We start from the raw sequence: 23,631 nt of genomic DNA, 5'->3' as shown, positions 1-23,631 counted from the left end.
TTCATCTTTCCTACAGACTGGATCGCCACATCTGTCGGCTGAAGCTTAAGGCTGATCCAGCCGTTCAGCCACTCCTACACAGATGGCCATGATCAATTTCAGTTCCTTTTGCACGGTGCTCAAGGACACTTGCAACTGGTCGGCAATCTCTTGGTAACTGCAACCGTGCAGGCGGCTGAGGATGAATATCTGCTGTTGGCGAGCGCTCAGCTGGCCGAGGCTGATGCTCAGGTGTTCGAGCAATTGCTCGGTCTGGGTGGCGTCTTCGGGCGTGCTGATGGGCGCGGCGACACTTTGCAGCACGTCCAGCGGGACATCTTCCTGCAGCGTGCGGGCTTGAATGCGCCGCGAACGCAGGTGGTCCAGCGCCAGGTTGCGGGCAGTCTGGTAGACGAAGGGTTCGAGGTGGTCGATCGGCCGCTCACTGAGGGCCCGGGTGACGCGCAGGTAGGTTTCCTGCAGCAGGTCCTCGGCGGTGCTGTGGTTATTCACCATCCGCTGCAAGGTGCGAAGCAGAATCACCCGTTGGGTGATAAAGACTTGGTTGAAGCGAGATTGGCTCACAGTGCTACCAGATCGATTTGCAGTTAATGATAATGCTTATCATCAACGGAAATGGCAAGTGGCTATTGCTGTGAGCCTGCACCGATCAAATGTGGGCGAGTGCTTTTGTGGGAGCCGGGCTTGCCCGCGATGCAGGCACATCGGTATTTGAGTCAAACCGAGGTGATGGTATCGCAGGCAAGCCAGCTCCCACACAAACCGGGCTTACTCGGCGTTGCACAGCGCCAGGCAGTTATCCAGCATCCGGTTGGAGAAACCCCACTCGTTGTCGTACCAGGCCAGCACTTTGAGCAACTTGCCGCTGACCTTGGTGTGATTAGCATCGAAAATCGACGACAGCGGGTTATGGTTGAAGTCACTGGAAACCAGCGGCAGGGTGTTGTAGCCGAGGATTTTCGAGTGCTGACTGGCTTCTTTGAGCAGCGCGTTGACTTGTTCGGCGGTGGCTTCTTTCTTCAGCTCCACGGTGAGGTCGACCAGCGACACGTTGATCACCGGTACACGCACCGCCATGCCGGTCAGCTTGCCCGCCAGTTCCGGCAGCACCAGGCCTACCGCTTCAGCGGCGCCAGTCTTGCTTGGGATCATGTTCTGGGTGGCCGAGCGCGCGCGGTACGGGTCGGTGTGGTAGACGTCGGTCAGGTTCTGGTCGTTGGTGTAGGCGTGAATGGTGGTCATCAAGCCGTTCTCGATGCCCAGCTCGCGGTGCAGCACCTGAGCCACAGGCGCCAGGCAGTTGGTGGTGCAGGAAGCGTTGGAGATGATCTGGTGCGATTGGCGCAAAATGTCATGGTTCACCCCGTACACCACCGTGGCGTCTGCGCCTTTGGCGGGGGCCGAGATGATTACCTTGCGCGCGCCGGCGGTAATATGAGCGGCCGCCTTGTCACGGTCGGTGAACAGACCGGTGCATTCAAACACCACGTCGATCTTGTGCGCAGCCCACGGCAGGTCAGCGGGGTTGCGAATGGCACTGACGGCAATCCGGTCACCATTGACGGTCAGGCTTTCCTGATCGTGGGCAACCTCTGCTTCGAAAGTACCGTGTACGGTGTCGTATTTGAGCAGGTGGGCATTGATCGAACTGTCGCCCAAATCATTGATGGCGACGATCTGCAAATCCTGGCGGTAGCCTTGGGTATACAGTGCGCGCAGGACATTACGGCCGATACGGCCAAAACCATTGATTGCGATACGAAGAGTCATTGGAAAGTGCCTGTCGTCGATTTGTTGTAAGAATTACAAGATTATTCGCATAAAAATAGAAAACAAGCCTTTTTAGTGGCAATATTTTGTTCAATCTACAACGAGTGACCTGAATCAACTGGTCCGATGATACAAACGACACCCTGCCATCCCATGAGCTGCGGGCGTTTGATCAGCATAGGAACGAGGGTCGCCACATCCGTTAGCCTGGAGTTCTACACATGCATCCCCGCGTAATTGAGGTCACCGAACGGCTTATCGCCCGCAGTCGTGCAACCCGCGAGGCTTACCTTGCGCTCATTCGCGGCGCCGCCAGCGACGGCCCGATGCGCGGTAAGCTGCAATGCGCCAACTTCGCCCACGGCGTGGCGGGCTGCGGCACTGAAGATAAAAATAGTCTGCGCATGATGAACGCCGCCAACGTGGCGATTGTTTCCTCATATAACGACATGCTCTCAGCGCACCAGCCGTACGAACATTTCCCTGAACAGATCAAAAAGGCCCTGCGCGAAGTCGGCTCGGTCGGCCAGTTTGCCGGCGGCACGCCTGCCATGTGCGATGGCGTGACCCAAGGCGAACCCGGCATGGAGCTGAGCCTGCTCAGCCGTGAAGTCATTGCCATGTCGACGGCGGTAGCGCTGTCCCACAACATGTTCGACGCCGCGCTGATGCTGGGCATCTGCGACAAGATCGTCCCCGGCCTGATGATGGGCGCGCTGCGCTACGGCCACCTGCCGATGATCTTTGTGCCAGGCGGCCCGATGCCCTCGGGCATCTCCAACAAGCAAAAGGCTGACGTGCGCCAGCGCTACGCCGAAGGCAAGGCCACCCGCGAAGAGCTGCTGGAATCGGAGATGAAGTCCTACCACAGCCCCGGCACCTGCACCTTCTACGGCACCGCCAACACCAACCAGCTGCTGATGGAAGTGATGGGCCTGCACTTGCCAGGCGCCTCGTTCGTCAACCCGTACACGCCGCTGCGTGACGCGCTGACCCGCGAAGCCGCGCACCAGGTCACGCGCCTGACCAAAGCCAATGGCAACTTCACGCCGATCGGCGAGATCGTCGACGAAAAATCCATCGTCAACTCCATCGTCGCGCTCAACGCCACCGGCGGTTCCACCAACCACACCCTGCACATGCCGGCCATCGCCATGTCGGCGGGCATCATCCTCACCTGGCAGGACATGGCCGACCTCTCCGAGGTGGTGCCGACCCTGTCCCACGTGTATCCAAACGGCAAGGCCGACATCAACCACTTCCAGGCGGCGGGCGGCATGTCGTTCCTGATCCGCGAACTGCTCGAAGCCGGCCTGCTCCACGAAGACGTCAACACCGTGGCCGGCAAGGGCCTGAGCCGTTACACCCAGGAGCCGTTCCTGGTCGACGGCGAGCTGATCTGGCGCGACGGCCCGATCGAAAGCCTCGACGAAACCATCCTGCGCCCCGTGGCCCGTGCGTTCTCGCCGGAAGGCGGCTTGCGCGTGATGGAAGGCAACCTCGGCCGTGGTGTGATGAAAGTCTCCGCCGTTGCCCCGGAGCACCAGATCGTCGAAGCGCCGGCCGTGGTCTTCCAGGATCAACAGGATCTGGCCGACGCCTTCAAGGCCGGTGAGTTGGAAAAAGACTTTGTCGCGGTGATGCGCTTCCAGGGCCCGCGCTCCAACGGCATGCCGGAATTGCACAAGATGACGCCGTTCCTGGGTGTATTGCAGGACCGTGGCTTCAAAGTGGCATTGGTAACAGACGGGCGTATGTCCGGCGCGTCGGGTAAGATCCCTGCCGCGATTCACGTCAACCCCGAAGCTCAAAGCGGCGGGCCGCTGGCGCGGGTCAAAGATGGCGATATCATTCGCGTGGATGGCGTGAACGGCACCTTGGAGCTTAAGGTGGACGCCGAAGAATTCGCAGCGCGCACGCCTGCCACGGGCCTGTTGGGCAACAACGTGGGGGCGGGGCGTGAGCTGTTTGCATTTATGCGCTTGGCCGCAAGCTCCGCAGAGCAGGGCGCCAGCGCCTTTACCTCTGCCTTGGAGACGCTTAAGTGAAGCTTGCGCTGGTCGGTGACATCGGTGGTACCAACGCCCGTTTTGCGTTGTGGCGGGATCAGGAGCTGCACTCGATCCGCGTGCATGCCACCGCGGATCACCACAGCCCTGAGGAGGCCATCAAGGTCTACCTCAAGGAAGAAGGCCTGGAAATCGGGGACATCGGCGCGGTATGCCTGTCGGTGGCCGGGCCAGTGAGTGGCGATGAATTTAAATTCACCAACAATCACTGGCGCCTGAGCAAAACTGCATTCTGTAAAACCTTGCAGGTGGATGAGCTGCTGTTGGTCAATGATTTCACGGCCATGGCCCTGGGCATGACTCGCCTCAAGCCCGACGAATTTCGCGTGGTCTGCGAAGGCACGCCGGAACCGCTGCGCCCGGCGGTGGTGATCGGGCCGGGCACCGGCCTTGGCGTCGGCACCTTGCTGGACCTGGGCGAAGGCCGATATACGGCGCTGCCGGGCGAGGGCGGCCACGTCGACCTGCCGCTGAGCAGCCCGCGTGAAACCCAGCTGTGGCAGCACATCTACACCGAGATCGGGCACGTCAGTGCCGAAACCGCCTTGAGCGGCGGCGGCCTGCCACGGGTGTACCGCGCGATTTGCGCGGTCGACGGGCACACGCCGGTGCTGGACACGCCCGAAGCCATTACGGCAGCCGGCCTGGCCGGGGACCCGGTGGCGATCGAAGTGTTGAACCAGTTCAGCATCTGGCTGGGCCGCGTGGCCGGCAACAACGTGCTGACCACCGGTGGACGCGGTGGCGTGTATATCGTGGGCGGGGTCATCCCACGCTTTGCCGACTTCTTTATCAACAGCGGTTTCGCCAAGAGCTTCAGCGACAAAGGCTGCATGAGCGATTATTTCAAAGGCATTCCGGTGTGGTTGGTGACCGCGCCGTATTCCGGGTTGACTGGGGCGGGTGTGGCGCTGGAGCAGGCTTTTGCATAGGCAGTGATGGCCTCTTCGCGAGCAAGCCCGCTCCCACATTCAACCGCATTCATCCAGTTGGAATGAGTTTAAAGTGGGAGCGGGCTTGCCCGCGATAGGGCCTCAAGAGCAACAGATGACTCAAGCTTGGCCATAACAACAAGGAGGACCCCGTGAGCGCAATCAGTAAATCGATTCTCCTCGTCGACGATGACCAGGAAATCCGCGAATTGCTGCAAACCTACCTCAGTCGCGCCGGCTTCCAGGTGCGTGGCGTGCCGGATGGTGCAGGGTTTCGCCAGGCGATGAACGAGGCGCCGTGCGATTTGGTCATCCTCGATGTGATGCTGCCCGACGAAGACGGTTTCAGCCTTTGCCGCTGGATTCGCCAGCACCCGCGCCAGGCGCAGGTGCCGATCATCATGCTCACTGCCAGTTCCGATGAAACCGACCGCGTGATCGGTCTGGAGCTGGGCGCCGACGACTACATCGGCAAGCCCTTCAGCCCGCGCGAGCTGCAAGCGCGAATCAAAGCCCTGTTGCGCCGCGCCCAGTTCGGCCAGGAGCGCAGCAGCGGCGGCGATGTGTGGGTGTTTGATGAATGGCGACTGGACATGATCAGCCATCGCCTGTTTCACGTGGACGGCGAAGAGGTGATTCTTTCCGGCGCCGATTTTGCCCTGCTCAAACTGTTTCTCGATCACCCGCAACAAATTCTCGACCGCGACACCATCGGCAACGCCACCCGTGGCCGCGACCTGATGCCGCTGGACCGTATCGTCGACATGGCCGTGAGCCGCCTGCGCCAACGCCTGCGCGATACCGAAAAACCCCCACGGCTGATCCGCACCGTGCGCGGCAGCGGTTACCAACTGGCAGCCAGCGTGGTTGCCGGCAATGCCCACTGAGCATTTAAGCGAGCGCCGCCGCCGTTTTCCGGTGCCGCGCTCGCTGCTGGGGCGGATGTTGCTGCTGACCTTGCTCGCGGTACTGTTCGCCCAGGCGCTGTCCAGCGTGATCTGGGTCTCGCAATTGCGCGCCACCCAGCTCGAAGGCCTGGTCACGAGCGCCCGCAGCCTGGCGCACTCGATGACGGCCAGCGTGAGTTATTTCCGCTCGTTGCCAGTGGCCTACCGCCCGCTGGTGCTGGACCAGTTGCGCAGCATGGGCGGCACACGTTTTGTGGTGACCCTCAACGACCGACCTCTGGATATGCAGATATTGCCGCAGACCCCGCGCAAACAGGCGGTGCTGCAAGCGGTAGACGAAGTCTTGCGCCAGACCCTGGGCGGCGACGTGCATATCTCGGTGGAGTTCGTCAGTGCCGAAGACCTGCGCATTTTCAACGCTGGCCTGAAGCTCGATGAACTGCCGCGGTCCTGGGCGCATTACGCGTTGACCCTGGAACCGGTGAATCCGCCGGTGCTGGTCACGCAGATCCAGCTGGCGCCGGGCGAATGGCTGTACATCGCCTCGTTGTTGCCTGAGCCCTACACCAGCCTTGAGGAACAAGGCCTGCCGTCGCAGCAGGTGTGGTTTATCGTGCTGACCAGCGGTTTTCTATTGTTGTTTATCGGCCTGCTGGTGCACTGGCAAAGCCGACCGCTCAAGCGTCTGGCGCGGGCGGCGCGTGATATGTCCCTGGGCGCGGATGTCGAGCCGGTGGCCGAAGGCGGCGGCAGCGAAGTGGTGGAAGTGGGCCGTGCGTTCAACGCCATGCGCGAACGCATCAGCCGTTACCTGACCGAGCGCAGCCAATTGTTCAGCGCGATTTCCCACGATTTGCGCACGCCGATCACCCGCTTGCGCCTGCGCGTGGAACTGCTCGAAGACGAGAACCTGCAAGCCAAGTTCGGTCGCGACCTGGATGAATTGGAGTTGCTGGTGAAGGGCGCGCTGCAATGCGTGAAAGACACTGACATCCACGAAAACATCGAGCCGGTCGACCTCAATCACGTCCTTGATTGCCTGGTGGAGCCGTACCTGGCGCCCAACGGCAATGGCCGCATCACCCAGAATGGCCGCGCCCTGGCGCCGTATGCAGGCAAACCGCTGGCGCTCAAGCGCTGCATCGGTAACCTGATTGACAACGCGTTGAAGTACGGGCAGAACGCGCATTTGCACATCGAAGACGATGGCGCGGAATTTATCCTGCACGTCGACGACGAAGGCCCGGGCGTGCCGGAGCAGCGGCTGGAGCAAGTGTTTGAACCGCACTTTCGGTTGGCCGGGCAGCAGCAGGGTTATGGCTTGGGGTTGGGCATTGCGCGCAACATCGCCCACAGCCATGGCGGTGAGGTGAGTTTGCAGAATTTGCGCGAGGGTGGTTTGCGCGTCACATTGCAGTTGCCCCGGACCTTGGACTAAAGCACTCCGAGGATCAAATGTGGGAGCTGGCTTGCCTGCGATAGCGGTGGGCCAGCCAGCTAATGTTTGACTGATACACCGCCATCGCAGGCAAGCCAGCTCCCCCAATGAGACTTGTGGTGGGTCAGATACTTTGGCGCATTCTGGCCAAGTCTCTCAGCGGCGGCGCCCCAAACAACCGGCTGTACTCGCGGCTGAACTGCGACGGGCTTTCATACCCCACCCGATACCCCGCCGCCGAAGCTTCCAGCCCTTCGGCAATCATCAAGCGCCGGGCTTCCTGCAGGCGCAACTGCTTCTGGTATTGCAGCGGGCTCATCGCGGTGATCGCCTTGAAGCGGTGGTGCAACGTCGAGACGCTGAGGTTCACTTCGCGGGCCAGGTCATCAATACGCAGCGGCTGTTCATAGTTGCCGTTCAGCCACTTGATGGCCTGGCTCACACGATGGCTCTGACTGTTGGCCACGGCGATTTCATACAGCCGGTAACCCTGCGGCCCACGCAGCAAGCGGTAAAGAATCTCGCGGTTGATCAACGGCGCCAGCATCGCGATGTCTTTGGGCGTATCCAGCAGGCGCGCCAGGCGCAGCACGGCGTCGAGCAATTGGGTGTCGATGCGGTCGACGTACATGCCGCGTGAAGTCGGGCGCGAGGGCACGCCCATCGGGCCGGCCTCGGCGATCAGCGCCGTGAGTTGCGCCGGGTCGATATTGATGCGCACCGACAGGTTGGGATCTTCAGGCGTGGCATCGATGATCCGCCCGGCCACCGGCATCGCCACGGAGAACACCAGGTAGTTGAGCGGGTCGTAGGCGAAGATCTCGTCAGCCAGGCGTACTTCCTTGCTGCCGCTGGCGAGAATGCACAGCGCAGGTTCCACCAGCACCGGCATGAAGTCGCGCGGCGTGTTGTGGCGGTTGAGGTACAACGAGGTGATCGCCGTGCCGTAGGAGCCATCTTCCCAGGTATGCCGGTGCACGATGCTGGCGAGTTCGGCGCGCTGTTTTTCCGTCTCGGCATCGAGAGGAATGGACTTATGTTCCGACGACGACATGACGTGTCCTCTACAAGCTTTTTGATGGGATCAGCTTAGCGGCGGCTTTTGAGAAAGTGTTACGTCGATCCTGCACAATCCTTGCCTGATCCTGCGATAAGTCGCGAATCAGGCAAGTGCAGTGCCTGTCATCTGCCTGAAACACTGAACATGGCCATGGAATAAACCCCCGGGGCCAAACGTCTTATCTACGCCTCTGGCAGGATTGTGCAATAAGCCGGCAGGAATTGACTAACCGCGCCTGCACCCGCGTCGTTATCTTTGATCCTGTGGCAGCACGCCCTCACAGTGCTTGCCGAGCATCACTTCTCAACGGGAGAGTCGAACATGTCCACCCCCATTCCCGCGAGCCATATGGCCTTTATCCGTGCCCGTACCGGGTGCAGCACCGAACTCGGTGCACGCTTGAGCAGTTTGATCGAACCGGGCCGTCAGGCTCAGGGTTGCCTGCAATTCTCGTTGCAGCATTCCCAAGTGGATCCCGATGTGTGGCTGGTCTGCGGCTTCTGGAGCAGCGAGCAGGCGATGAGCGCCTACTTCAACTCGCCTGCCTTGATGGTCTTCACCGAGCTGTTGAACGACATGGTGGTGCGCAGCATGGACTTCCAGACCTTTACTGATGCATCCGCGGCGCATGCCTACGGCGAGTACCTGCAACTGGCCGGTTGAGAAGGTTAGAATGGCCGACTTTCCCATTGGCCAGGACCTGCAACATGGCACGTAAAGAGTTTGCCCACCACGAAGCCGTTTCCGCCTTGGTGCGTGAAGAAGAGGGTGGCTACAGCGCTGCCATTGCCGTCAAGGCACTGGATGGCATGGGCGCCCCCAGGTTTCACAAGATCCTTGAAGGACACACGTTCAAGACCGCTGACGACGCCGACGATGCGGCTGCCGCGCAATTGGAGCGGTTGGTCGACGTGGACGAAGAAGGGCAATTGACCTGGTCACCTGCCGCTAACTAATCAACACCACCAATCCAATGTGGGAGCGGGCTTGCTCGCGAATGCGCAGTGTCAGTCACCTAAAATATTGACTGATCCACCGCCTTCGCGAGCAAGCCCGCTCCCACATTTTTTTGCCTTTCACTCAGCGCTGAGTGGCGCCTGGGCGATACATCTTGAACAGTGCCTGCGGCTCTATTTGGAAGTAGTCCGCCGGGCCACCGCCGCGCAAGATCGGCTCCGCGGCGGCCGTGTCATAGATCCCATCCGTGAGCAGCCACTTGGCAATGTGCACCGCGACCACCTCGCCCAACACCAGCCAGCTCGGCACCACTTCCTTGTCGGCACGCTGCAACTGAATGATCTGCGTCACCTTGCATTCGAACGACACCGGGCTTTCGCCCACGCGCGGCACGCTGACGATTTTCGAAGCGACCGGCGTCAGGCCGGACAGCTCGAACTCGTTGACCTCTGGCGATACCGCCGCGCAACTCTGGTTCATCTGCTCGGCCAACGGGCGAGTGGCCAGGTTCCACACAAACTCACCGGTCTGTTCGATGTTGTTCAGGCTGTCTTTGCGCCCGACGCTGGAAAACCCAATGATCGGCGGAATGTAGTTAAACGCATTGAAAAAGCTGTAGGGCGCCAGGTTCAGACGGCCTTCGCGGTCGTGGGAAGAAATCCAGCCAATCGGCCGTGGACCGACGATGGCATTGAACGGGTCATGAGGCAGGCCGTGGCCATTGGCGGGTTCGTAGAAATGGATATCGTCAGACATGGGCCGGGGTTCCTGCTGCGGGGGGCTGTGAGGTAGCCATAGTGCAATCCATGACGGCGAATTTCCATTGGCCGGATGGAATTTTCATTGATTGCCCACCTATTTTTCACAGCGTCCCGTTCAGTCTGCGCGCCAGGTCGACACCCCCTATACGTCGGCCCAATGCACGACTGAGCTTCGGAGCCTTGCGCACAATGAACAAACTTCCTCAGATCACCCTGGCGTTCTGGGTCATGAAAATCTGTGCAACCACCCTGGGCGAAACCGCCGGGGATTTGTTGTCGATGACCCTGAATGTCGGCTACGCCATCAGTTCGATGATCTTGATCAGCGTGTTTCTCGTCACCCTGATGACACAGCTCTGGTCGAAAACCTACAACCCGGTGTTGTACTGGATCGTGATTCTGTCCACGAGTACCGCCGGCACCACGATGTCGGATTTCATGGACCGCACCTTGGGCCTCGGGTACGCCACCGGCTCGATGATCCTGATCGTGATCCTGATGATCATCTTCGCGTTGTGGCACCTCAGCGGTGATTCGCTGAACGTGAACAAGGTCCAGACGTTGCGCGGCGAGCTGTTTTACTGGATGGCGATTCTGTTCTCCAACACCTTGGGCACCGCGTTGGGTGACTTCCTGGCGGACGACTCCGGGTTGGGTTTTGCCGGTGGCGCCTTGCTGATCGGCTCGGCCATTGCGGTGGTGGTAGCACTCAAATACGTCACCCAGATTTCTTCGGTGCTGTTGTTCTGGGTGGCGTTTGTGCTGACTCGGCCGTTCGGTGCGACCCTGGGCGATTTCCTCACTAAGCCCCATGAAAAGGGCGGGCTGGATTTCGGCGCCATCGGTTCATCGGCGGTGTTGGCGGGCGTGTTGGTGGTAATGATTGCCGGGGCGTCGTATGCGCAGCGCCGGTACGGGCGCCGGCAGCCCCTAGAGCTGACCTGACGCTGTTTATGAAACGCTGAAGACCAAAATGTGGGAGCGGGCTTGCTCGCGAATGCGGTGGATCAGTCAGAGCAACATCGACTGACACTGCGCTTCCGCGAGCAAGCCCGCTCCCACATTGTTTAGTCCGTGGTAATGCGCGAATGCTTGCGGGTGTCTTTCATGGTCACGTAGACCACCAGCGACACCGCAATACAGGCCGTCACATACCAGTAGTAGCCGGTTTCCATGCCAATGCTCTTGAACCACAGCGCGATGTATTCAGCGGTACCGCCGAAGATCGACACGGTCAGCGCATACGGCAGGCCCACGCCCAAGGCACGGATTTCCGTAGGGAACAGCTCGGCCTTCACCACCGCGTTGATCGAGGTGTAGCCGCTGACGATGATCAGTGCCGCCATGATCAGGAAAAACGCGCCCCACCAGGTCTGGATGGTGTGCAGGGTGGTAAGGATCGGGACGGTAAACAAGGTGCCGAGGATACCGAAGGCGATCAGGATCGGCCGGCGGCCAACCTTGTCCGACAGCCCGCCGACAATAGGTTGCAGGCACATGAACAGAAACAGCGTGGCCGCCGAAATGGTGGTGGAGTCGGAAATGCTCATGCCCACCGTGTTCACCAGGTATTTCTGCATGTAGGTGGTGTAGGTGTAGAACGCCAGGGTGCCGCCCATGGTCAGGCCGACCACGGTCATCAGTTCCTTGGGGTGGCGCATCAAGGTGCGCATGGCGCTTTCCTTGGCCTTTTCCTTTTTGGTGAACGACTCGGTTTCTTCCATGCCACGACGCAGGTACAGCGCGACCACTGCGCACAGGGCGCCGATGGCGAACGGGATGCGCCAGCCCCAGTCGTACAGTTGTTCGGTGGTGAGCACCTGTTGCAGCACGATCAATACTGCCAGCGCGATGAGTTGGCCGGAGATCAGCGTCACGTATTGGAAGCTGGAGAAGAAGCCGCGACGTTCCTTGGTCGCCATTTCGCTCAAGTAAGTGGCCGAGGTACCGTACTCGCCACCCACCGACAGACCTTGCAGCAGGCGGGCGAACACCAGCAGGATCGGTGCGCCGACGCCGATGGTTTCATAACCCGGGCTCAGGGCGATGATCAGTGAGCCGAAGCACATCAACAGCACCGACGCCATCAAGGCCGCTTTGCGACCGGCACGGTCGGCATACAGCCCCATCAGCCAGCCACCGATCGGGCGCATCAGGAAGCCCACGGCGAAGATCGCGGCGGTGTTCAGCAGTTGGGCGGTGGTGTCGCCTTTCGGAAAGAAGGCCTTGGCGAAGTACAGCGAGAAGGCGGCGTAGACGTACCAGTCGTACCACTCGACCATGTTGCCGACCGAACCGCTGAAAATCGATTTGATCCGGCTGGAAGTACTGCGTTCTTTTGCCGGCGCAGCCGCCGACCCCAGAGGCAGGGAGTTGGAGTTATCCATTGAAGGATCCTTCATCTAGTTGTTTTTATGGAGCGTGCTTGAGCACTGCCTGGCTGGGGCTATAGCAGGAGCTGTGCCAGGTGGGTGAAGGCTCGGAATAGAAGGGTTACAAGATTTTATTGAGCGGAAATTTGCTGATGATTTTCAGGTGATGAGCGGAAATCCGCTTATGGCTGCTGTCCTTATCGGGGGCAAGCCCCCTCCCACATTTTGATTTGTGAACACGCTCAAGTGTGGGAGGGGGCTTGCCCCCGATAGCGGCCTGCCAGTCAACACAACGATTGGCCTAGAGAAACATCTCCCGCACCAACCCATGCCGCTGCATTTTTTCATTCAAGGTTCTGCGCGGCAGTTGCAGCTCCGCCAACACCGCCTTGATATCGCCCTTGTGGCGCACCAGCGCCGCTTTCAGGCAATGCGCTTCGAAGGCTTCCTGCTGCGCCGCCAGGGATTGCCCGGCCTCGATACCTTCCGGCTCCGGTTCACCCAGGCCCAGCACTTGGCGCTCGGCGACGTTGGCCAGTTCACGCACATTACCCGGCCAATCATGGCTGAGCAGCCGCCCCAGTTGCGCGCCGCTTAAGGGCTCGGCGCTGCGGCCCAGGCGCTCGGCGGCGCTGTGGGCAAAGTGGTCGAACAGTAGCGGAATATCTTCACGGCGCTCGCGCAATGGCGGCAGGCGCAGTTGTGCGACGTTCAGTCGGTAGGCCAAGTCTTCGCGAAAACGCCCGGCGCGCGCCTCTTCCAGCAGGTCCGGCTTGGTGGCGGCAATGATGCGCAAGTCCACGTGAATGCTTTGGTTGGAGCCCAGTCGCTCGAGCTTTTGTTCCTGCAATACGCGCAGCAACTTCACCTGCTGAGCCAGCGGCATGCTTTCGATTTCATCCAGGAACAGCGTGCCGCCATGGGCATATTCCAGCTTGCCAATACGCTTGCCTTGGGCTCCGGTGAACGCGCCACTTTCGTGGCCGAACAATTCGGCCTCAAACAACTGCTCGGGGATGGCGGCGCAGTTGAGCGCTACAAACGGCTTTTTTGCGCGCGGGCCAAAATCGTGCAGGCAGCGCGCGACCAGCTCTTTACCGCTGCCGGTCTCGCCACGGATCAACACATTGACCGGCAGGTTCGCCAGGTCGAGCACCTGACGTCGCAGGTTCTGCAAGCCTCGGGACACGCCCAGCAGGCTCGATTCGAGCTGCGCGCGATGGTCGGCCTGTTGATGCAGACGACGGTTTTCCAGGATCAGCCCGCGTTTGTCCAGGGCGCGGCGCAGGCTGTTGAGCAAGGCGTCGGGGCTGAAGGGCTTTTCCAGAAAGTCATAGGCCCCGTCGCGCATCGCTTCCACCGCCATCGGCACATCGCCGTGGCCGGTGAGCAGAATCACCGGCAAATCGGCATCCCGGCGTTGCACTTCGGCCAGCAGTTCCAGGCCGCTGAGCCCGGGCATGCGCACATCGCTCAAGATCACCCCGGCAAAGTCCCTGGGCAGGTGCGCCAGGCACTCCTCGGCGCGGCTGAACAACTGCACGTCAAACCCTGACAGGCTCAACCATTGTTCGACGGCCGTGCGAATGCTGGCTTCGTCATCGACCACAATCACGGCGTTCAACATAGGTCGGGCGTCTCCAGCGCAATCGGTAAGGTCAAGGTGAATATTGCGCCGTCGCCACGGTTGCCGGCGAGCAGGCGCCCGCCCAGTTCATGCACGATAGCGTAGGACACCGCCAGCCCGAGGCCGAGGCCGTCTCCGACGGGTTTGGTGGTAAAGAACGGGTCGAACACGCTGCTCAAGTGTTCTTCTGCAATGCCGCCGCCGCTGTCGCTGACGGTCAGTCGCCACATCTGCTGGTCGGCGTGCAGGCGGATCTCCAGGCGTTTGCGTGGCTTGTCGGCCATCGCATCCAAGGCGTTGCGCAGCAGGTTGATCAACACCTGCTCCAGGCGGATGGCATCACCGCGAACCCAGGCGGGGCGGGCCAGGTCCAGCACCACGCCGATGGCTTCGTCGCGCAGGCGCGCGTCGAGCAAGTGCAGGGATTGGTCGACGACGGTGGCCAGGTCGAGCTTTTCGCGCAAGCCGCTGGGGCTTTTGCGCGCGAAGGTCTTGAGGTGGCCGGTGAGTGCGGCCATGCGCGTGAGCATGTCGTCCAGCGGTGTGAGCGCTTGGTAGGCATCGTCCACGCGGCCGTGGTCCAGCAGCAGGCGCAGAGTCGCCAACTGCATGCGTTGGGCGGTCAGCGGCTGGTTGATTTCATGGGCGAGTGCGGCGGACATCTGGCCCAGTGCCGCCAGTTTGGCCGATTGCACCAAGCCATCCTGGGCCGTGCGCAGCGCCTGGGTGCGCTCCTCCACAAGCTGCTCCAACTCCTCGCGGCTGCGCTGGCGCAGGCGGGCCAGGCGCCAGCGCTGGGTCAGGAACAGCACCAGAAACACCAGCGCCAGCCACGAACCTGCAGCGGCGAGGCCGGCGTTGCGCTGATCCTCAAAGGCGAACTGCGGTTTGCGCAGCAGGTGCAGGGTCCAGCCTTCGGCCTTCAGTGGCAGGGATTCCCAGATGTAGTTGGCATTGCCGTCAGGGCCATTGACGCCCATCAGGTGGCTGTTTTCGTCGAAGCGCTGCAGCGTCTGGGTTTGCAGCGGCTGTAATTGCTTTTTATCGTATTGGCGCGTGGCCTTGAGTTCGGCAAGGTCGCTGGCCGACAGCGGCCGCAGGTTGCGATAACGCCAGCCCGGCTGGTTGGCGATAAACACGATGCCGCGCGCGTCGCTGACCAGCAGCAGGTCATTGCCCTGGGCCCACTCACGTTCAAGTTCGGAGAGTTCGAGCTTCACGACCATGGCACCGAGAAACTGCTCGTGTTCATCGACCACCGCGCTGGAGAGGAAGTAACCCGGAATGCCGGTGGTTACCCCAACCGCATAAAAACGCCCGGTGCCTTGGCTCAAGGTCTGGCTGAAATAGGGGCGAAACGCGTAGTTGTGGCCGACATAACTGCTCGGCAAGTTCCAGTTACTGGCGGCCACGGCCAGGCCGTTGCGGTCCATCAGTTCCAGGGTTGAGGACTGTGCTGCGCCGTTGATGCGCTCCAGTTTGCGGTTGAGCAGGTCTTGGGTGGTGGCGTCGAGCGGGCCTTTCAAGGCGCTGATCATTTCCGAATCCAGCGCCAGTACGGCGGGCAGGGCGCGGTAGCGTTCGATCAGGGTGTGCAGGGAATTGCCATAGAGCGTGAGCTGTTGATTGGCGCGGGCGGCGTCATCCACCAAGGCTTGGCGTTCGGCATGTCGAGTGGCCAACGCAGCGGCCAGCACCGCTCCGGCGATGATCAACAGGGAATAGAAGGTCAGGCGCAGGGGGCGTGGGATTGCGATCATACAGTGATGAACAGGCACGGTAAGGGGTGAGCACCATAGCATGCACGCCGTTCAGTTTGTGGCGAGCGGGCTTGTTGTGGCGAGCGGGCTTGCCCCGCGTAGGGGGGGCGAAGCCGCCCTAAAAACTGCCCCCGCGATATGCCTGGCACACTGCGGTGGCCTTATTGGGGCGGCTTCGCCCCCCCTACGCGGGGCAAGCCCGCTCGCCACAACCAATCCCTCTGGCCACAACATGCCCTCCAGCCGTAACAGACCCCACTGGCCTAGAGGAATGAGCAGGCCATAAAAAAGGCGACTGGGCCATGAGCCGCAGTCGCCTTTATCCTCGCAGTGAAGTGCTTACTGCACTTCTACCGCCAGGCTTTCACTGATCTTTTTCTGCCAGATGGCAGGACCGGTGATGTGTACGGATTCGCCCTTGCTGTCCACCGCAACGGTGACCGGCATGTCCTTGACGTCGAACTCGTAGATCGCTTCCATGCCCAGTTCGGCGAACGCGACTACGCGCGACTTCTTGATGGCTTGCGCCACCAGGTATGCCGCACCGCCCACAGCCATCAAGTACACGGCTTTGTGGTCCTTGATCGCTTCGATGGCGGTCGGGCCGCGCTCGGATTTGCCGATCATGCCCAACAGGCCTGTCTGCTCGAGGATCTGACGGGTGAACTTGTCCATCCGCGTGGCGGTGGTCGGGCCAGCCGGGCCAACCACTTCTTCGCGCACCGGATCAACCGGGCCGACGTAGTAGATGAAGCGACCCTTGAGGTCTACCGGCAGGGTTTCGCCCTTGTTCAGCATCTCGACCATGCGCTTGTGCGCCGCGTCGCGGCCAGTGAGCATCTTGCCGTTGAGCAACACAGTTTCGCCTGGCTTCCAGCTTTGCACTTCTTCCGGGGTCAGCGTGTCGAGGTTGACGCGGCGGGCCGATGGGCCGGCTTCCCAGACGATTTCCGGGTAGGCGTCCAGCGATGGCGCTTCCAGCGACGCCGGGCCCGAACCGTCGAGCACGAAGTGTGCGTGACGGGTGGCGGCGCAGTTGGGGATCATGCACACCGGCAGCGAGGCGGCGTGGGTCGGGTAGTCCATGATTTTCACGTCGAGCACGGTGGTCAGGCCACCCAGGCCCTGGGCGCCGATGCCCAGTTGGTTGACCTTCTCGAACAGCTCCAGACGCATCTCTTCGATACGGTTCTGCGGGCCGCGCTTTTTCAGCTCGTGGATGTCGATGGACTCCATCAACACTTCCTTGGCCATCACTGCGGCTTTCTCGGCGGTGCCGCCGATGCCGATGCCCAGCATGCCCGGTGGGCACCAACCGGCGCCCATGGTCGGAACGGTCTTGAGCACCCAGTCGACGATCGAGTCGGACGGGTTGAGCATGGCCATTTTCGACTTGTTCTCGGAACCGCCGCCCTTGGCTGCCACGTCCACTTCCACGGTGTTACCCGGGACGATGGAGTAGTGGATCACGGCCGGGGTGTTGTCCTTTGTGTTTTTACGCGCACCTGCCGGGTCGGCGAGGATCGATGCACGCAGGACGTTTTCCGGCAGGTTGTAGGCGCGACGCACGCCCTCGTTGATCATGTCGTCCAGGCCCATGGTGGCGCCATCCCAACGTACGTCCATGCCCACGCGCACGAACACGGTAACAATACCGGTGTCCTGGCAGATCGGGCGATGGCCGGTGGCGCACATGCGCGAGTTGATCAGGATCTGCGCAATGGAGTCACGGGCTGCCGGCGATTCTTCGCGCAGGTAGGCTTCGTGCATCGCCTGGATGAAGTCAACGGGGTGGTAGTAGGAAATGAATTGCAGGGCGTCGGCAACGCTCTGAATCAGGTCGTCTTGCTTGATCACGGTCATGAGTCGCGCTCCTCTATAAGGGAACATTCAATAAAGGTGGCTCAGTGGGGTACATCGGTCGGCTGAGTCCACCTTTCCAAGGCACGCCGTAGGTGCAGGCGCGACGCTAAAAAGGCGCGGCAGTATAACCCGGCGCGGTGGCCGATACACCCGACTATGGTCAAACTGTCGCAGGCATGATTCCCTGTGCGCGCCTCTTCTGATTGAGACCTTATATGCCTGAACTGCACGTCGGCGAACGCCACTGGTCGGTAGCCACCGGCAGCAACTTGCTGGATGCCCTGAATCTGGCGGGTGTGGCCGTGCCTTACAGTTGTCGGGCGGGCAGTTGCCATGCGTGCCTGGTGCGCTGCCAGGGTGCGGTCGAGGACACACAACCCGACGCCTTGAGCCCGGCGCAACGTCAGCAGGGGTGGCGTTTGGCGTGCCAATGCCAGGTTGTCGGGGACGTGCAAGTCGAAACGTTCGACCCGCTGCGTGACGGTTTGCCCGCCAAGGTGGTGGGCGTCGACTGGTTGAATGCGAGTGTGTTGCGCCTGCGCTTGCAACCGGAGCGTGGCCTGCGTTATCGCGCCGGGCAGCATCTGGTGGTGTGGGCTGGACAGGTGGCGCGGCCCTATTCCCTGGCGAGCTTGCCTCAGGAAGATCCGTTCCTGGAGTTTCACCTCGATTGCCGACAGCCCGGTGAATTCATAAATACTGCCCGCCAGTTGCAAGTGGGAGACGACCTGCGCCTGGGCGAGTTGAGGGGCGGGGCGCTGCAATACGATCCCGACTGGCATTCGCGGCCGCTATGGCTACTGGCCGCCGGCACCGGGCTTGGGCCGTTATGGGGCGTGCTGCGCGAGGCGTTGCGCCAGGATCATCAGGGCGCCATCCGTGTGATTCACCTGGCTCATGATGCCGACGCGCATTACCTGGCCGAGCCCCTGGCGCAGTTGGCTTTGCAGCATCCAAACGTCACCGTGGAGCTGTGGACTGCGGCTGAGTTGACCCAGGCATTGGCGCAACTGCGGCTTGTTTCGCGGCAAACTCTGGCCTTACTCTGCGGGCACCCTGTCAGCGTCGAGGCGTTTTCCAAGCGCTTGTTCCTGGCCGGTCTGCCGCGCAATCAACTGCTGGCCGATGTGTTTGTGCCCCGTGGTTGAGCGCTGATTTCTACAGCCGCGAGATCCACCATGACCGACGCCATCCTGCTGCAACGCGAACGCGGGCTGCTGACCTTGCAGCTCAACCGCCCGGACAAGAAAAACGCCCTGACCCGCGCCATGTACACGCAATTGGCCCACGCGTTGGAGCAGGCCGATGCGGACCCAGACATCCGTGCCGTGCTGATTCAGGGCAGCCGTGAGTGTTTTACCGCCGGTAATGACATCGGCGATTTCCTCGAACAGCCGCCCAGCGACCTCGACAGCCCGCCGTTTCACTTTATGAAAAGCCTGCTCAATTGCCGCAAGCCAGTGATCGCTGCTGTGGCCGGCGCGGCGGTGGGCATCGGCACGACCCTGCTGCTGCACTGCGACCTGGTCTATATCAGCCGCGACGCGCGCTTGCGCATGCCATTCGTCAACCTTGGGCTGTGTCCGGAGTTTGGCTCAAGCCTGATCCTGCCGCGATTGCTGGGGCATGCCAAAGCAGCTGAGCTGTTGCTGCTGGGCGAGGGATTCACCGGTGAGCAGGCGGCCGCGTGGGGCATTGCCACGCAGGCGTTGAGCAGCGGTGAAGCGGCGCTGGCCAAGGCGCGGGAAGTGGCTGAACGCTTTGAAACCCTGGCGCCGGGGGCGGTGCAAGTCAGCAAACACTTGATGAAAAGTGTGGATCGCGAGCAGTTGCGCCAAGTGATTGAAGAGGAGGGGGCGTTGTTTACGCAGCGGTTGAAATCGCCAGAGGCGATTGCGGCGTTGTCGGCTTTTGTCACCAGGCGCTAGATTTTGTCGATTGTTCTGAGGTCTTCGCGAGCAAGCTCGTTCCCACATTCGAGCGTGTTTCTTCAGCGTGTACGCGGTCAAATGTGGGAGCGGGCTTGCTCGCGAAGAGGCCAGTGACGCCAACACAACCGCCAGCCGGACATGCAAAAAGCCCCGCCATTCTCATGGCGGGGCTTTTGTTTTTCAGCCTGTCACTCAGACCATTGGGTCGCCAACGTGCAGGATCTTCATGCCGTTGGTGCCACCGATGGTGTGGTAGCTGTCGCCCTTGGTCAGGATGACCCAGTCGCCTTTCTCCACAACGCCGCGCTTGATCAGTTCGTCGATGGCAGCCTGGCTGACTTCATGCGGCGGCAACGAGGCCGGGTCGAACGGCACGGTGTACACGCCACGGAACATGGCCGCACGGGCCTGGGTTTCACGGTGCGGGGAGAACGCGTAGATCGGCACCGAGGAACGGATGCGCGACATGATCAACGGCGTGTAGCCACTTTCGGTCAAGGCGATGATCGCTTTAACGCCCGGGAAGTGGTTGGCAGTGTACATGGCTGCCAGGGCGATGCTCTGGTCGCAGCTTTCGAACACTTTGCCGATGCGGTGGCTGGAGGTCTTGCTGGTCGGGTGCTTTTCGGCACCGACGCAGATCCGCGCCATGGCTTGTACGGCTTCCAACGGGTACGGGCCGGCAGCACTTTCAGCCGAGAGCATCACGGCGTCGGTGTAGTCGAGCACGGCGTTGGCTACGTCGGACACTTCGGCGCGGGTTGGCATCGGGTTCTGGATCATCGACTCCATCATCTGGGTCGCCACGATCACCGCTTTGTTATGGCGGCGGGCGTGCAGGATGATCTTTTTCTGGATGCCGATCAGCTCGGCGTCACCGATTTCCACGCCCAGGTCGCCACGCGCAACCATTACAGCGTCGGAAGCCTTGATCAGGCCGTCGAGGGTTTCGTCATCGGCAACGGCTTCGGCGCGTTCGATCTTCGCTACCAGCCAGGCAGTACCGCCGGCTTCGTCGCGCAGTTTACGGGCGTACTCCATGTCGGCAGCGTCGCGCGGGAAGGACACGGCGAGGTAGTCCACTTCCATTTCGGCGGCGAGCTTGATGTCGGCCTTGTCTTTTTCAGTCAGCGCCGGGGCCGTCAGGCCACCGCCGCGACGGTTGATGCCTTTGTGGTCGGACAGCGGGCCACCGATGATCACGGTGCAGTGCAGTTCGGTCGGGGTGGCGGTGTCGACGCGCATGACCACGCGGCCATCGTCCAGCAGCAGTTCGTCGCCGACGCCGCAGTCCTTGACCAGATCCGGGTAGTCGATACCCACGACTTGCTGGTTGCCTTCGGTCAGCGGATGGCTTGTGGAGAAGGTGAACTTGTCACCGATCTTCAGCTCGATACGCTTGTTGGCGAATTTGGCGATACGGATTTTCGGGCCTTGCAGGTCACCCAGCAGCGCCACGAAGCGGCCGTGCTTGGCGGCCAGGTCACGCACCAGCTTGGCGCGAGCCTTGTGCTCGTCCGGGGTGCCGTGGGAGAAGTTCAGACGGGCAACGTCCAAACCAGCCAGAATCAGCTGTTCGAGGACTTCCGGCGAGTTACTGGCCGGGCCAAGGGTGGCGACGATTTTGGTACGACGGACGGACATGCACAGACTCCTGAGTTCAAGCGCTGGAGAAGGCTACTATGCTCTTTCGTTGTAGTCATTGTTCGTTTGCACTACTTATCGACGATTGGCTTGTTTTTGCAGCGGTTGAATAGACGAACATCCTTGAAGATTTTCGACGAGGGGTCGATACACTGCTCAAGACAGGAGAACCCCCATGCGAATTTTGCTCGTTGCTGCCCTGGCCGTCAGTGTTGTCGGCTGTACCCGCTGGTCGATGGACCATCATTTAAACAACGCTTACCGTGCCTATGGGGTGGGTGATTGCGAGCGCGTCACGCTGGAATTGTCCCAGGTTGACCGCGAGAGCCGCACTCGTCGCTACGTGCAACCGGAGGTCTCGATGTTGCGCGGCCAATGCCTGGAGCGACAGAAATTGTTCGTGGATGCCGTCCAGACCTACCAATTCATCATCAGCCAGTACCCGACAAGTGAGTACGCCTACCGTGCGCGAGCCAGGCTCGACACCCTGCAGCAGTTGGGGCATTACCCCGGCGCCAGTGCTGCACAGACACGGCCGGCGTCGTTGTAATGATATTTGTCATGCTATAGCTGGCCCGTCGCCAGTCTTGAGCTATCCTTTGGATGTTCGTTTGTACAAGTTTCTATTCGAACGAATGCGAGGCCCGGATTCGGCAGTTGTTTAGTGACCATAGCGACGTCTGTTGGCACACCGAGATCCAGGGAGAGCGAGCCATTGGCTCGTTCCGAATCACTGGACCGGCCAGGGCATGGCCATTGGATGGCGATCTCACATGTTTACCCACCGACGGATCGAGCGGCACCAGCTACCTTGCTTCCTGCAGGTATTCAACCGTGTTACCGATAAACCTATCGGTTTTCTGGGCAACGCGTCCGAAAGTGGGCTGATGTTGATCAGCCAGTTGCCCATGATGGTCGACGTGGATTTCGAGTTGCGTCTGAAAATTCCTGGCCCGACCGGCGAGTGCCAGGCAATTGACCTGACCGCGACCTGCTTGTGGAGCCATGAAGACATCAACCCGCAGCACTACGACTCGGGGTTCAGCGTGATCGAGGCGGGCGAAGAGTACAGCCAGCTGATCAGCGCCTTGTTGAATTACTTCAGCTTCGATCCGTTACAGGCATCCGCTTAGGCATTGAACGTGTTGGCCCGGGTTGGATCGTTAGCCCGGCCTTGGCAAGGTGTTTGTGTCAGCACGCTTTTAGAACACTCCGGCTTTTTTCCAACCCAGATAACGCGTGACGAGCGCGGCCCCCAACGCTGATGGGGGCGTGTCCAGTACGGATAACCCATGGGCGCTCAACCGGTCATGGAGTTCGTTGCGTGCATTGAGGTAGTCGACCGTCCCGCAATAAGCCAATGCTTCGGGCAGGGTTTGCACGGGGGCTTGGCGCAAATCATCGAGTACTTCCTCCCGCAGGCTGGCCACCAGTACCCGATGCTGTCGGCTGATGCGCTTGACCGCTGTCAGCAGTGCTTCATCGTCCTCATCGCGCAGATTGGTGACCACGATCACCAGCGCCCGGCGTTTTTGCCGGGCCAGCAGTTGGCTGGCCGCAGCTTGATAGTCGGCCGTGCGGCGGGTGGTATCCAGGTCGTACACCGCCTTGAGCAGCAGGTTCAGCTGGCCGCTGCCCTTGACCGGCGCCAGGTAACGCGGCTGGTCACTGGCAAAGGTGCTCAGCCCCACGGCATCGCCCTGACGCAGCGCGACATAACTGAGCAACAGGCAGGCGTTGAGTGCATGGTCGAAATGTGACAAATCGCCGTCCTGACTGCGCATGCGTCGACCGCAATCGAGCATGAACACAATCTGCTGGTCGCGCTCGTCCTGGTATTCACGGGCGATGGGTGTGCGTTGTCGTGCGGTGGCCTTCCAATCGATCTGGCGCAGGCTGTCACCCTCGCGAAATTCGCGCAGTTGGTGGAACTCCAGCCCCAGGCCCCTTCGCTGGCGTTGGCGCACGCCGAGTTGGCTGAGCCAGTTATCCACACCGAGCAACTGTGCGCCGTATAAGTGAGCGAAATCCGGGTAGACGCGAGTCGTATCGCTGACCTCGACAAATTGCCGTGCCGACCATAGCCCAATGGGGCTGGGCAGATGAATTTCACAGCGGCTGAAGCTGAAGTGTCCACGGCGCAAAGGCCGCAGGCGGTAGCCAAGTTCGCTGTGTTCACCGGGGCGCAGTTCAATGCTTTGGGGCAGGTTTTCCATGCTCAAGCCGTCAGGAACATGATCGAACACCTTCACTGTCATTGGTTGCGAGTGATCGTGCGTCAGGGTCAGGCGCACTTCTCCCCAGCGTCCGAGTGCCAGGCTGCCCGGCATTTGCCGTTGTACTTGCACACCGGGGCGACGCCGCAGGCGCACGGCATCCAGCAGCGCCAGCAGCAACAGCGCCAGTAACAAGCCCCAGGCTATCGAGTGCAGTGTGTCGGGCACTTTAAGCTGCAGCGCCGTTGCGGCGCCGAGCAGGATGTTCAGGCCCAGCAGCACGCTCAGCCAGCTGAGCAACAGGCGGGTCGGCTTCATGGACG

Annotated in this window: 21 protein-coding genes; 11 read left to right on the top strand and 10 right to left on the bottom strand. The window is 61.0% G+C overall.

Going from position 1 to position 23,631, the window contains the following annotated elements; translation table 11 throughout:
- Positions 1-45: 45 nt before the first annotated feature.
- On the bottom strand, positions 46-564 hold the full coding sequence (locus tag FPT15_RS24760) for an RNA polymerase sigma factor (protein WP_145165420.1): 519 nt from the start codon (positions 562-564) through the stop codon (positions 46-48).
- Between the two features lie 204 nt (positions 565-768).
- The gene (gene gap / locus FPT15_RS24755; RefSeq protein WP_083356951.1) at positions 769-1,770 is read right to left on the bottom strand and encodes a type I glyceraldehyde-3-phosphate dehydrogenase; all 1,002 of its coding nucleotides are present in this window, start codon (positions 1,768-1,770) and stop codon (positions 769-771) included.
- A 221-nt stretch (positions 1,771-1,991) separates the two neighbouring features.
- Here gap and edd point away from each other — a divergent pair, with 221 nt between their 5' ends.
- The 4 genes from edd to FPT15_RS24735 all read left to right on the top strand — a co-directional run bounded on the left by edd (position 1,992) and on the right by FPT15_RS24735 (position 7,117).
- Positions 1,992-3,818 (top strand): phosphogluconate dehydratase, encoded by a 1,827-nt coding sequence (gene edd / locus FPT15_RS24750; protein WP_145165418.1) that lies wholly within the window; start codon positions 1,992-1,994, stop codon positions 3,816-3,818.
- Complete coding sequence (locus tag FPT15_RS24745; protein WP_145165416.1) at positions 3,815-4,771, top strand: glucokinase; 957 nt, start codon at positions 3,815-3,817, stop codon at positions 4,769-4,771. The genes edd and FPT15_RS24745 overlap by 4 nt, the downstream gene beginning before the upstream one ends.
- Positions 4,772-4,923: 152 nt before the next feature.
- Positions 4,924-5,658, top strand: a complete 735-nt coding sequence (locus FPT15_RS24740) for a response regulator (RefSeq protein ID WP_106578348.1) — start codon at positions 4,924-4,926, stop codon at positions 5,656-5,658.
- Positions 5,659-5,689: 31 nt separating this feature from the next.
- On the top strand, positions 5,690-7,117 hold the full coding sequence (locus FPT15_RS24735) for an ATP-binding protein (RefSeq protein ID WP_372241495.1): 1,428 nt from the start codon (positions 5,690-5,692) through the stop codon (positions 7,115-7,117).
- A gap of 124 nt (positions 7,118-7,241) precedes the next feature.
- Here FPT15_RS24735 and FPT15_RS24730 read toward each other — a convergent pair whose 3' ends face one another.
- On the bottom strand, positions 7,242-8,171 hold the full coding sequence (locus tag FPT15_RS24730) for an AraC family transcriptional regulator (protein WP_145165413.1): 930 nt from the start codon (positions 8,169-8,171) through the stop codon (positions 7,242-7,244).
- Positions 8,172-8,498: 327 nt separating this feature from the next.
- Between FPT15_RS24730 and FPT15_RS24725 the strand changes: the two genes are divergently transcribed.
- Positions 8,499-8,840: an antibiotic biosynthesis monooxygenase family protein gene (locus FPT15_RS24725; RefSeq protein ID WP_145165411.1), complete on the top strand. Its 342-nt coding sequence runs from the start codon at positions 8,499-8,501 to the stop codon at positions 8,838-8,840.
- 44 nt (positions 8,841-8,884) lie between these two features.
- Complete coding sequence (locus FPT15_RS24720) at positions 8,885-9,133, top strand: hypothetical protein (protein ID WP_145165409.1); 249 nt, start codon at positions 8,885-8,887, stop codon at positions 9,131-9,133.
- Between the two features lie 124 nt (positions 9,134-9,257).
- Here FPT15_RS24720 and FPT15_RS24715 read toward each other — a convergent pair whose 3' ends face one another.
- Positions 9,258-9,890, bottom strand: a complete 633-nt coding sequence (locus FPT15_RS24715; protein WP_145165407.1) for a flavin reductase family protein — start codon at positions 9,888-9,890, stop codon at positions 9,258-9,260.
- Between the two features lie 194 nt (positions 9,891-10,084).
- Between FPT15_RS24715 and FPT15_RS24710 the strand changes: the two genes are divergently transcribed.
- The gene (locus FPT15_RS24710; protein ID WP_145165405.1) at positions 10,085-10,840 is read left to right on the top strand and encodes a hypothetical protein; all 756 of its coding nucleotides are present in this window, start codon (positions 10,085-10,087) and stop codon (positions 10,838-10,840) included.
- Between the two features lie 122 nt (positions 10,841-10,962).
- Here FPT15_RS24710 and FPT15_RS24705 read toward each other — a convergent pair whose 3' ends face one another.
- The 4 genes from FPT15_RS24705 to FPT15_RS24690 form a co-directional block, all read right to left on the bottom strand.
- Positions 10,963-12,282 carry an MFS transporter gene (locus FPT15_RS24705; protein WP_145165403.1) on the bottom strand — a complete coding sequence of 440 codons (1,320 nt, stop codon included), beginning with the start codon at positions 12,280-12,282 and terminating at the stop codon, positions 10,963-10,965.
- Positions 12,283-12,568: 286 nt separating this feature from the next.
- Positions 12,569-13,894, bottom strand: coding sequence for a sigma-54 dependent transcriptional regulator (locus tag FPT15_RS24700; RefSeq protein ID WP_145165401.1), 1,326 nt, complete (start codon positions 13,892-13,894; stop codon positions 12,569-12,571).
- Positions 13,888-15,654, bottom strand: coding sequence for an ATP-binding protein (locus FPT15_RS24695; RefSeq protein WP_145165400.1), 1,767 nt, complete (start codon positions 15,652-15,654; stop codon positions 13,888-13,890). The genes FPT15_RS24700 and FPT15_RS24695 overlap by 7 nt, the downstream gene beginning before the upstream one ends.
- 339 nt (positions 15,655-15,993) lie before the next feature.
- A complete protein-coding gene (locus FPT15_RS24690; RefSeq protein ID WP_005790979.1) occupies positions 15,994-17,517 on the bottom strand; it encodes a fumarate hydratase in 1,524 nt (507 codons plus the stop codon).
- Positions 17,518-17,732: 215 nt separating this feature from the next.
- On the opposite strand from FPT15_RS24690, the gene FPT15_RS24685 reads away from it, so the two are divergent.
- Positions 17,733-18,665 (top strand): iron-sulfur-binding ferredoxin reductase, encoded by a 933-nt coding sequence (locus FPT15_RS24685; protein WP_145165398.1) that lies wholly within the window; start codon positions 17,733-17,735, stop codon positions 18,663-18,665.
- A 30-nt stretch (positions 18,666-18,695) separates the two neighbouring features.
- Positions 18,696-19,445 carry an enoyl-CoA hydratase-related protein gene (locus FPT15_RS24680; RefSeq protein ID WP_145165396.1) on the top strand — a complete coding sequence of 250 codons (750 nt, stop codon included), beginning with the start codon at positions 18,696-18,698 and terminating at the stop codon, positions 19,443-19,445.
- A 195-nt stretch (positions 19,446-19,640) separates the two neighbouring features.
- On the opposite strand, the gene pyk is transcribed toward FPT15_RS24680, so the two are convergent.
- A complete protein-coding gene (pyk, locus tag FPT15_RS24675; RefSeq protein ID WP_106578361.1) occupies positions 19,641-21,092 on the bottom strand; it encodes a pyruvate kinase in 1,452 nt (483 codons plus the stop codon).
- Between the two features lie 175 nt (positions 21,093-21,267).
- Here pyk and FPT15_RS24670 point away from each other — a divergent pair, with 175 nt between their 5' ends.
- Positions 21,268-21,642, top strand: coding sequence for a tol-pal system YbgF family protein (locus FPT15_RS24670; protein WP_106578362.1), 375 nt, complete (start codon positions 21,268-21,270; stop codon positions 21,640-21,642).
- Positions 21,643-21,865: 223 nt separating this feature from the next.
- Positions 21,866-22,225, top strand: coding sequence for a PilZ domain-containing protein (locus FPT15_RS24665; RefSeq protein ID WP_145165394.1), 360 nt, complete (start codon positions 21,866-21,868; stop codon positions 22,223-22,225).
- A 69-nt stretch (positions 22,226-22,294) separates the two neighbouring features.
- On the opposite strand, the gene FPT15_RS24660 is transcribed toward FPT15_RS24665, so the two are convergent.
- Positions 22,295-23,626 carry a DUF58 domain-containing protein gene (locus FPT15_RS24660; RefSeq protein ID WP_145165392.1) on the bottom strand — a complete coding sequence of 444 codons (1,332 nt, stop codon included), beginning with the start codon at positions 23,624-23,626 and terminating at the stop codon, positions 22,295-22,297.
- Positions 23,627-23,631 lie beyond the last annotated feature (5 nt).

The sequence above is a fragment of the Pseudomonas sp. RGB genome (genome assembly GCF_007713445.1).
Taxonomy (GTDB): Bacteria; Pseudomonadota; Gammaproteobacteria; order Pseudomonadales; family Pseudomonadaceae; genus Aquipseudomonas.
This window is presented reverse-complemented; position numbering and strand designations above follow the sequence as displayed.

Bases quoted from the DNA above. Each gene is read 5' to 3' on its own strand.
- gap (WP_083356951.1), bottom strand. From the start codon at position 1,770: ATGACTCTTCGTATCGCAATCAATGGTTTTGGCCGTATCGGCCGTAAT.
- edd (WP_145165418.1), top strand. From the start codon at position 1,992: ATGCATCCCCGCGTAATTGAGGTCACCGAACGGCTTATCGCCCGCAGT.
- FPT15_RS24730 (WP_145165413.1), bottom strand. From the start codon at position 8,171: ATGTCGTCGTCGGAACATAAGTCCATTCCTCTCGATGCCGAGACGGAA.
- FPT15_RS24725 (WP_145165411.1), top strand. From the start codon at position 8,499: ATGTCCACCCCCATTCCCGCGAGCCATATGGCCTTTATCCGTGCCCGT.
- FPT15_RS24720 (WP_145165409.1), top strand. From the start codon at position 8,885: ATGGCACGTAAAGAGTTTGCCCACCACGAAGCCGTTTCCGCCTTGGTG.
- FPT15_RS24715 (WP_145165407.1), bottom strand. From the start codon at position 9,890: ATGTCTGACGATATCCATTTCTACGAACCCGCCAATGGCCACGGCCTG.
- FPT15_RS24710 (WP_145165405.1), top strand. From the start codon at position 10,085: ATGAACAAACTTCCTCAGATCACCCTGGCGTTCTGGGTCATGAAAATC.
- FPT15_RS24705 (WP_145165403.1), bottom strand. From the start codon at position 12,282: ATGGATAACTCCAACTCCCTGCCTCTGGGGTCGGCGGCTGCGCCGGCA.
- FPT15_RS24700 (WP_145165401.1), bottom strand. From the start codon at position 13,894: ATGTTGAACGCCGTGATTGTGGTCGATGACGAAGCCAGCATTCGCACG.
- FPT15_RS24695 (WP_145165400.1), bottom strand. From the start codon at position 15,654: ATGATCGCAATCCCACGCCCCCTGCGCCTGACCTTCTATTCCCTGTTG.
- FPT15_RS24690 (WP_005790979.1), bottom strand. From the start codon at position 17,517: ATGACCGTGATCAAGCAAGACGACCTGATTCAGAGCGTTGCCGACGCC.
- FPT15_RS24685 (WP_145165398.1), top strand. From the start codon at position 17,733: ATGCCTGAACTGCACGTCGGCGAACGCCACTGGTCGGTAGCCACCGGC.
- FPT15_RS24680 (WP_145165396.1), top strand. From the start codon at position 18,696: ATGACCGACGCCATCCTGCTGCAACGCGAACGCGGGCTGCTGACCTTG.
- pyk (WP_106578361.1), bottom strand. From the start codon at position 21,092: ATGTCCGTCCGTCGTACCAAAATCGTCGCCACCCTTGGCCCGGCCAGT.
- FPT15_RS24670 (WP_106578362.1), top strand. From the start codon at position 21,268: ATGCGAATTTTGCTCGTTGCTGCCCTGGCCGTCAGTGTTGTCGGCTGT.
- FPT15_RS24665 (WP_145165394.1), top strand. From the start codon at position 21,866: ATGTTTACCCACCGACGGATCGAGCGGCACCAGCTACCTTGCTTCCTG.
- FPT15_RS24660 (WP_145165392.1), bottom strand. From the start codon at position 23,626: ATGAAGCCGACCCGCCTGTTGCTCAGCTGGCTGAGCGTGCTGCTGGGC.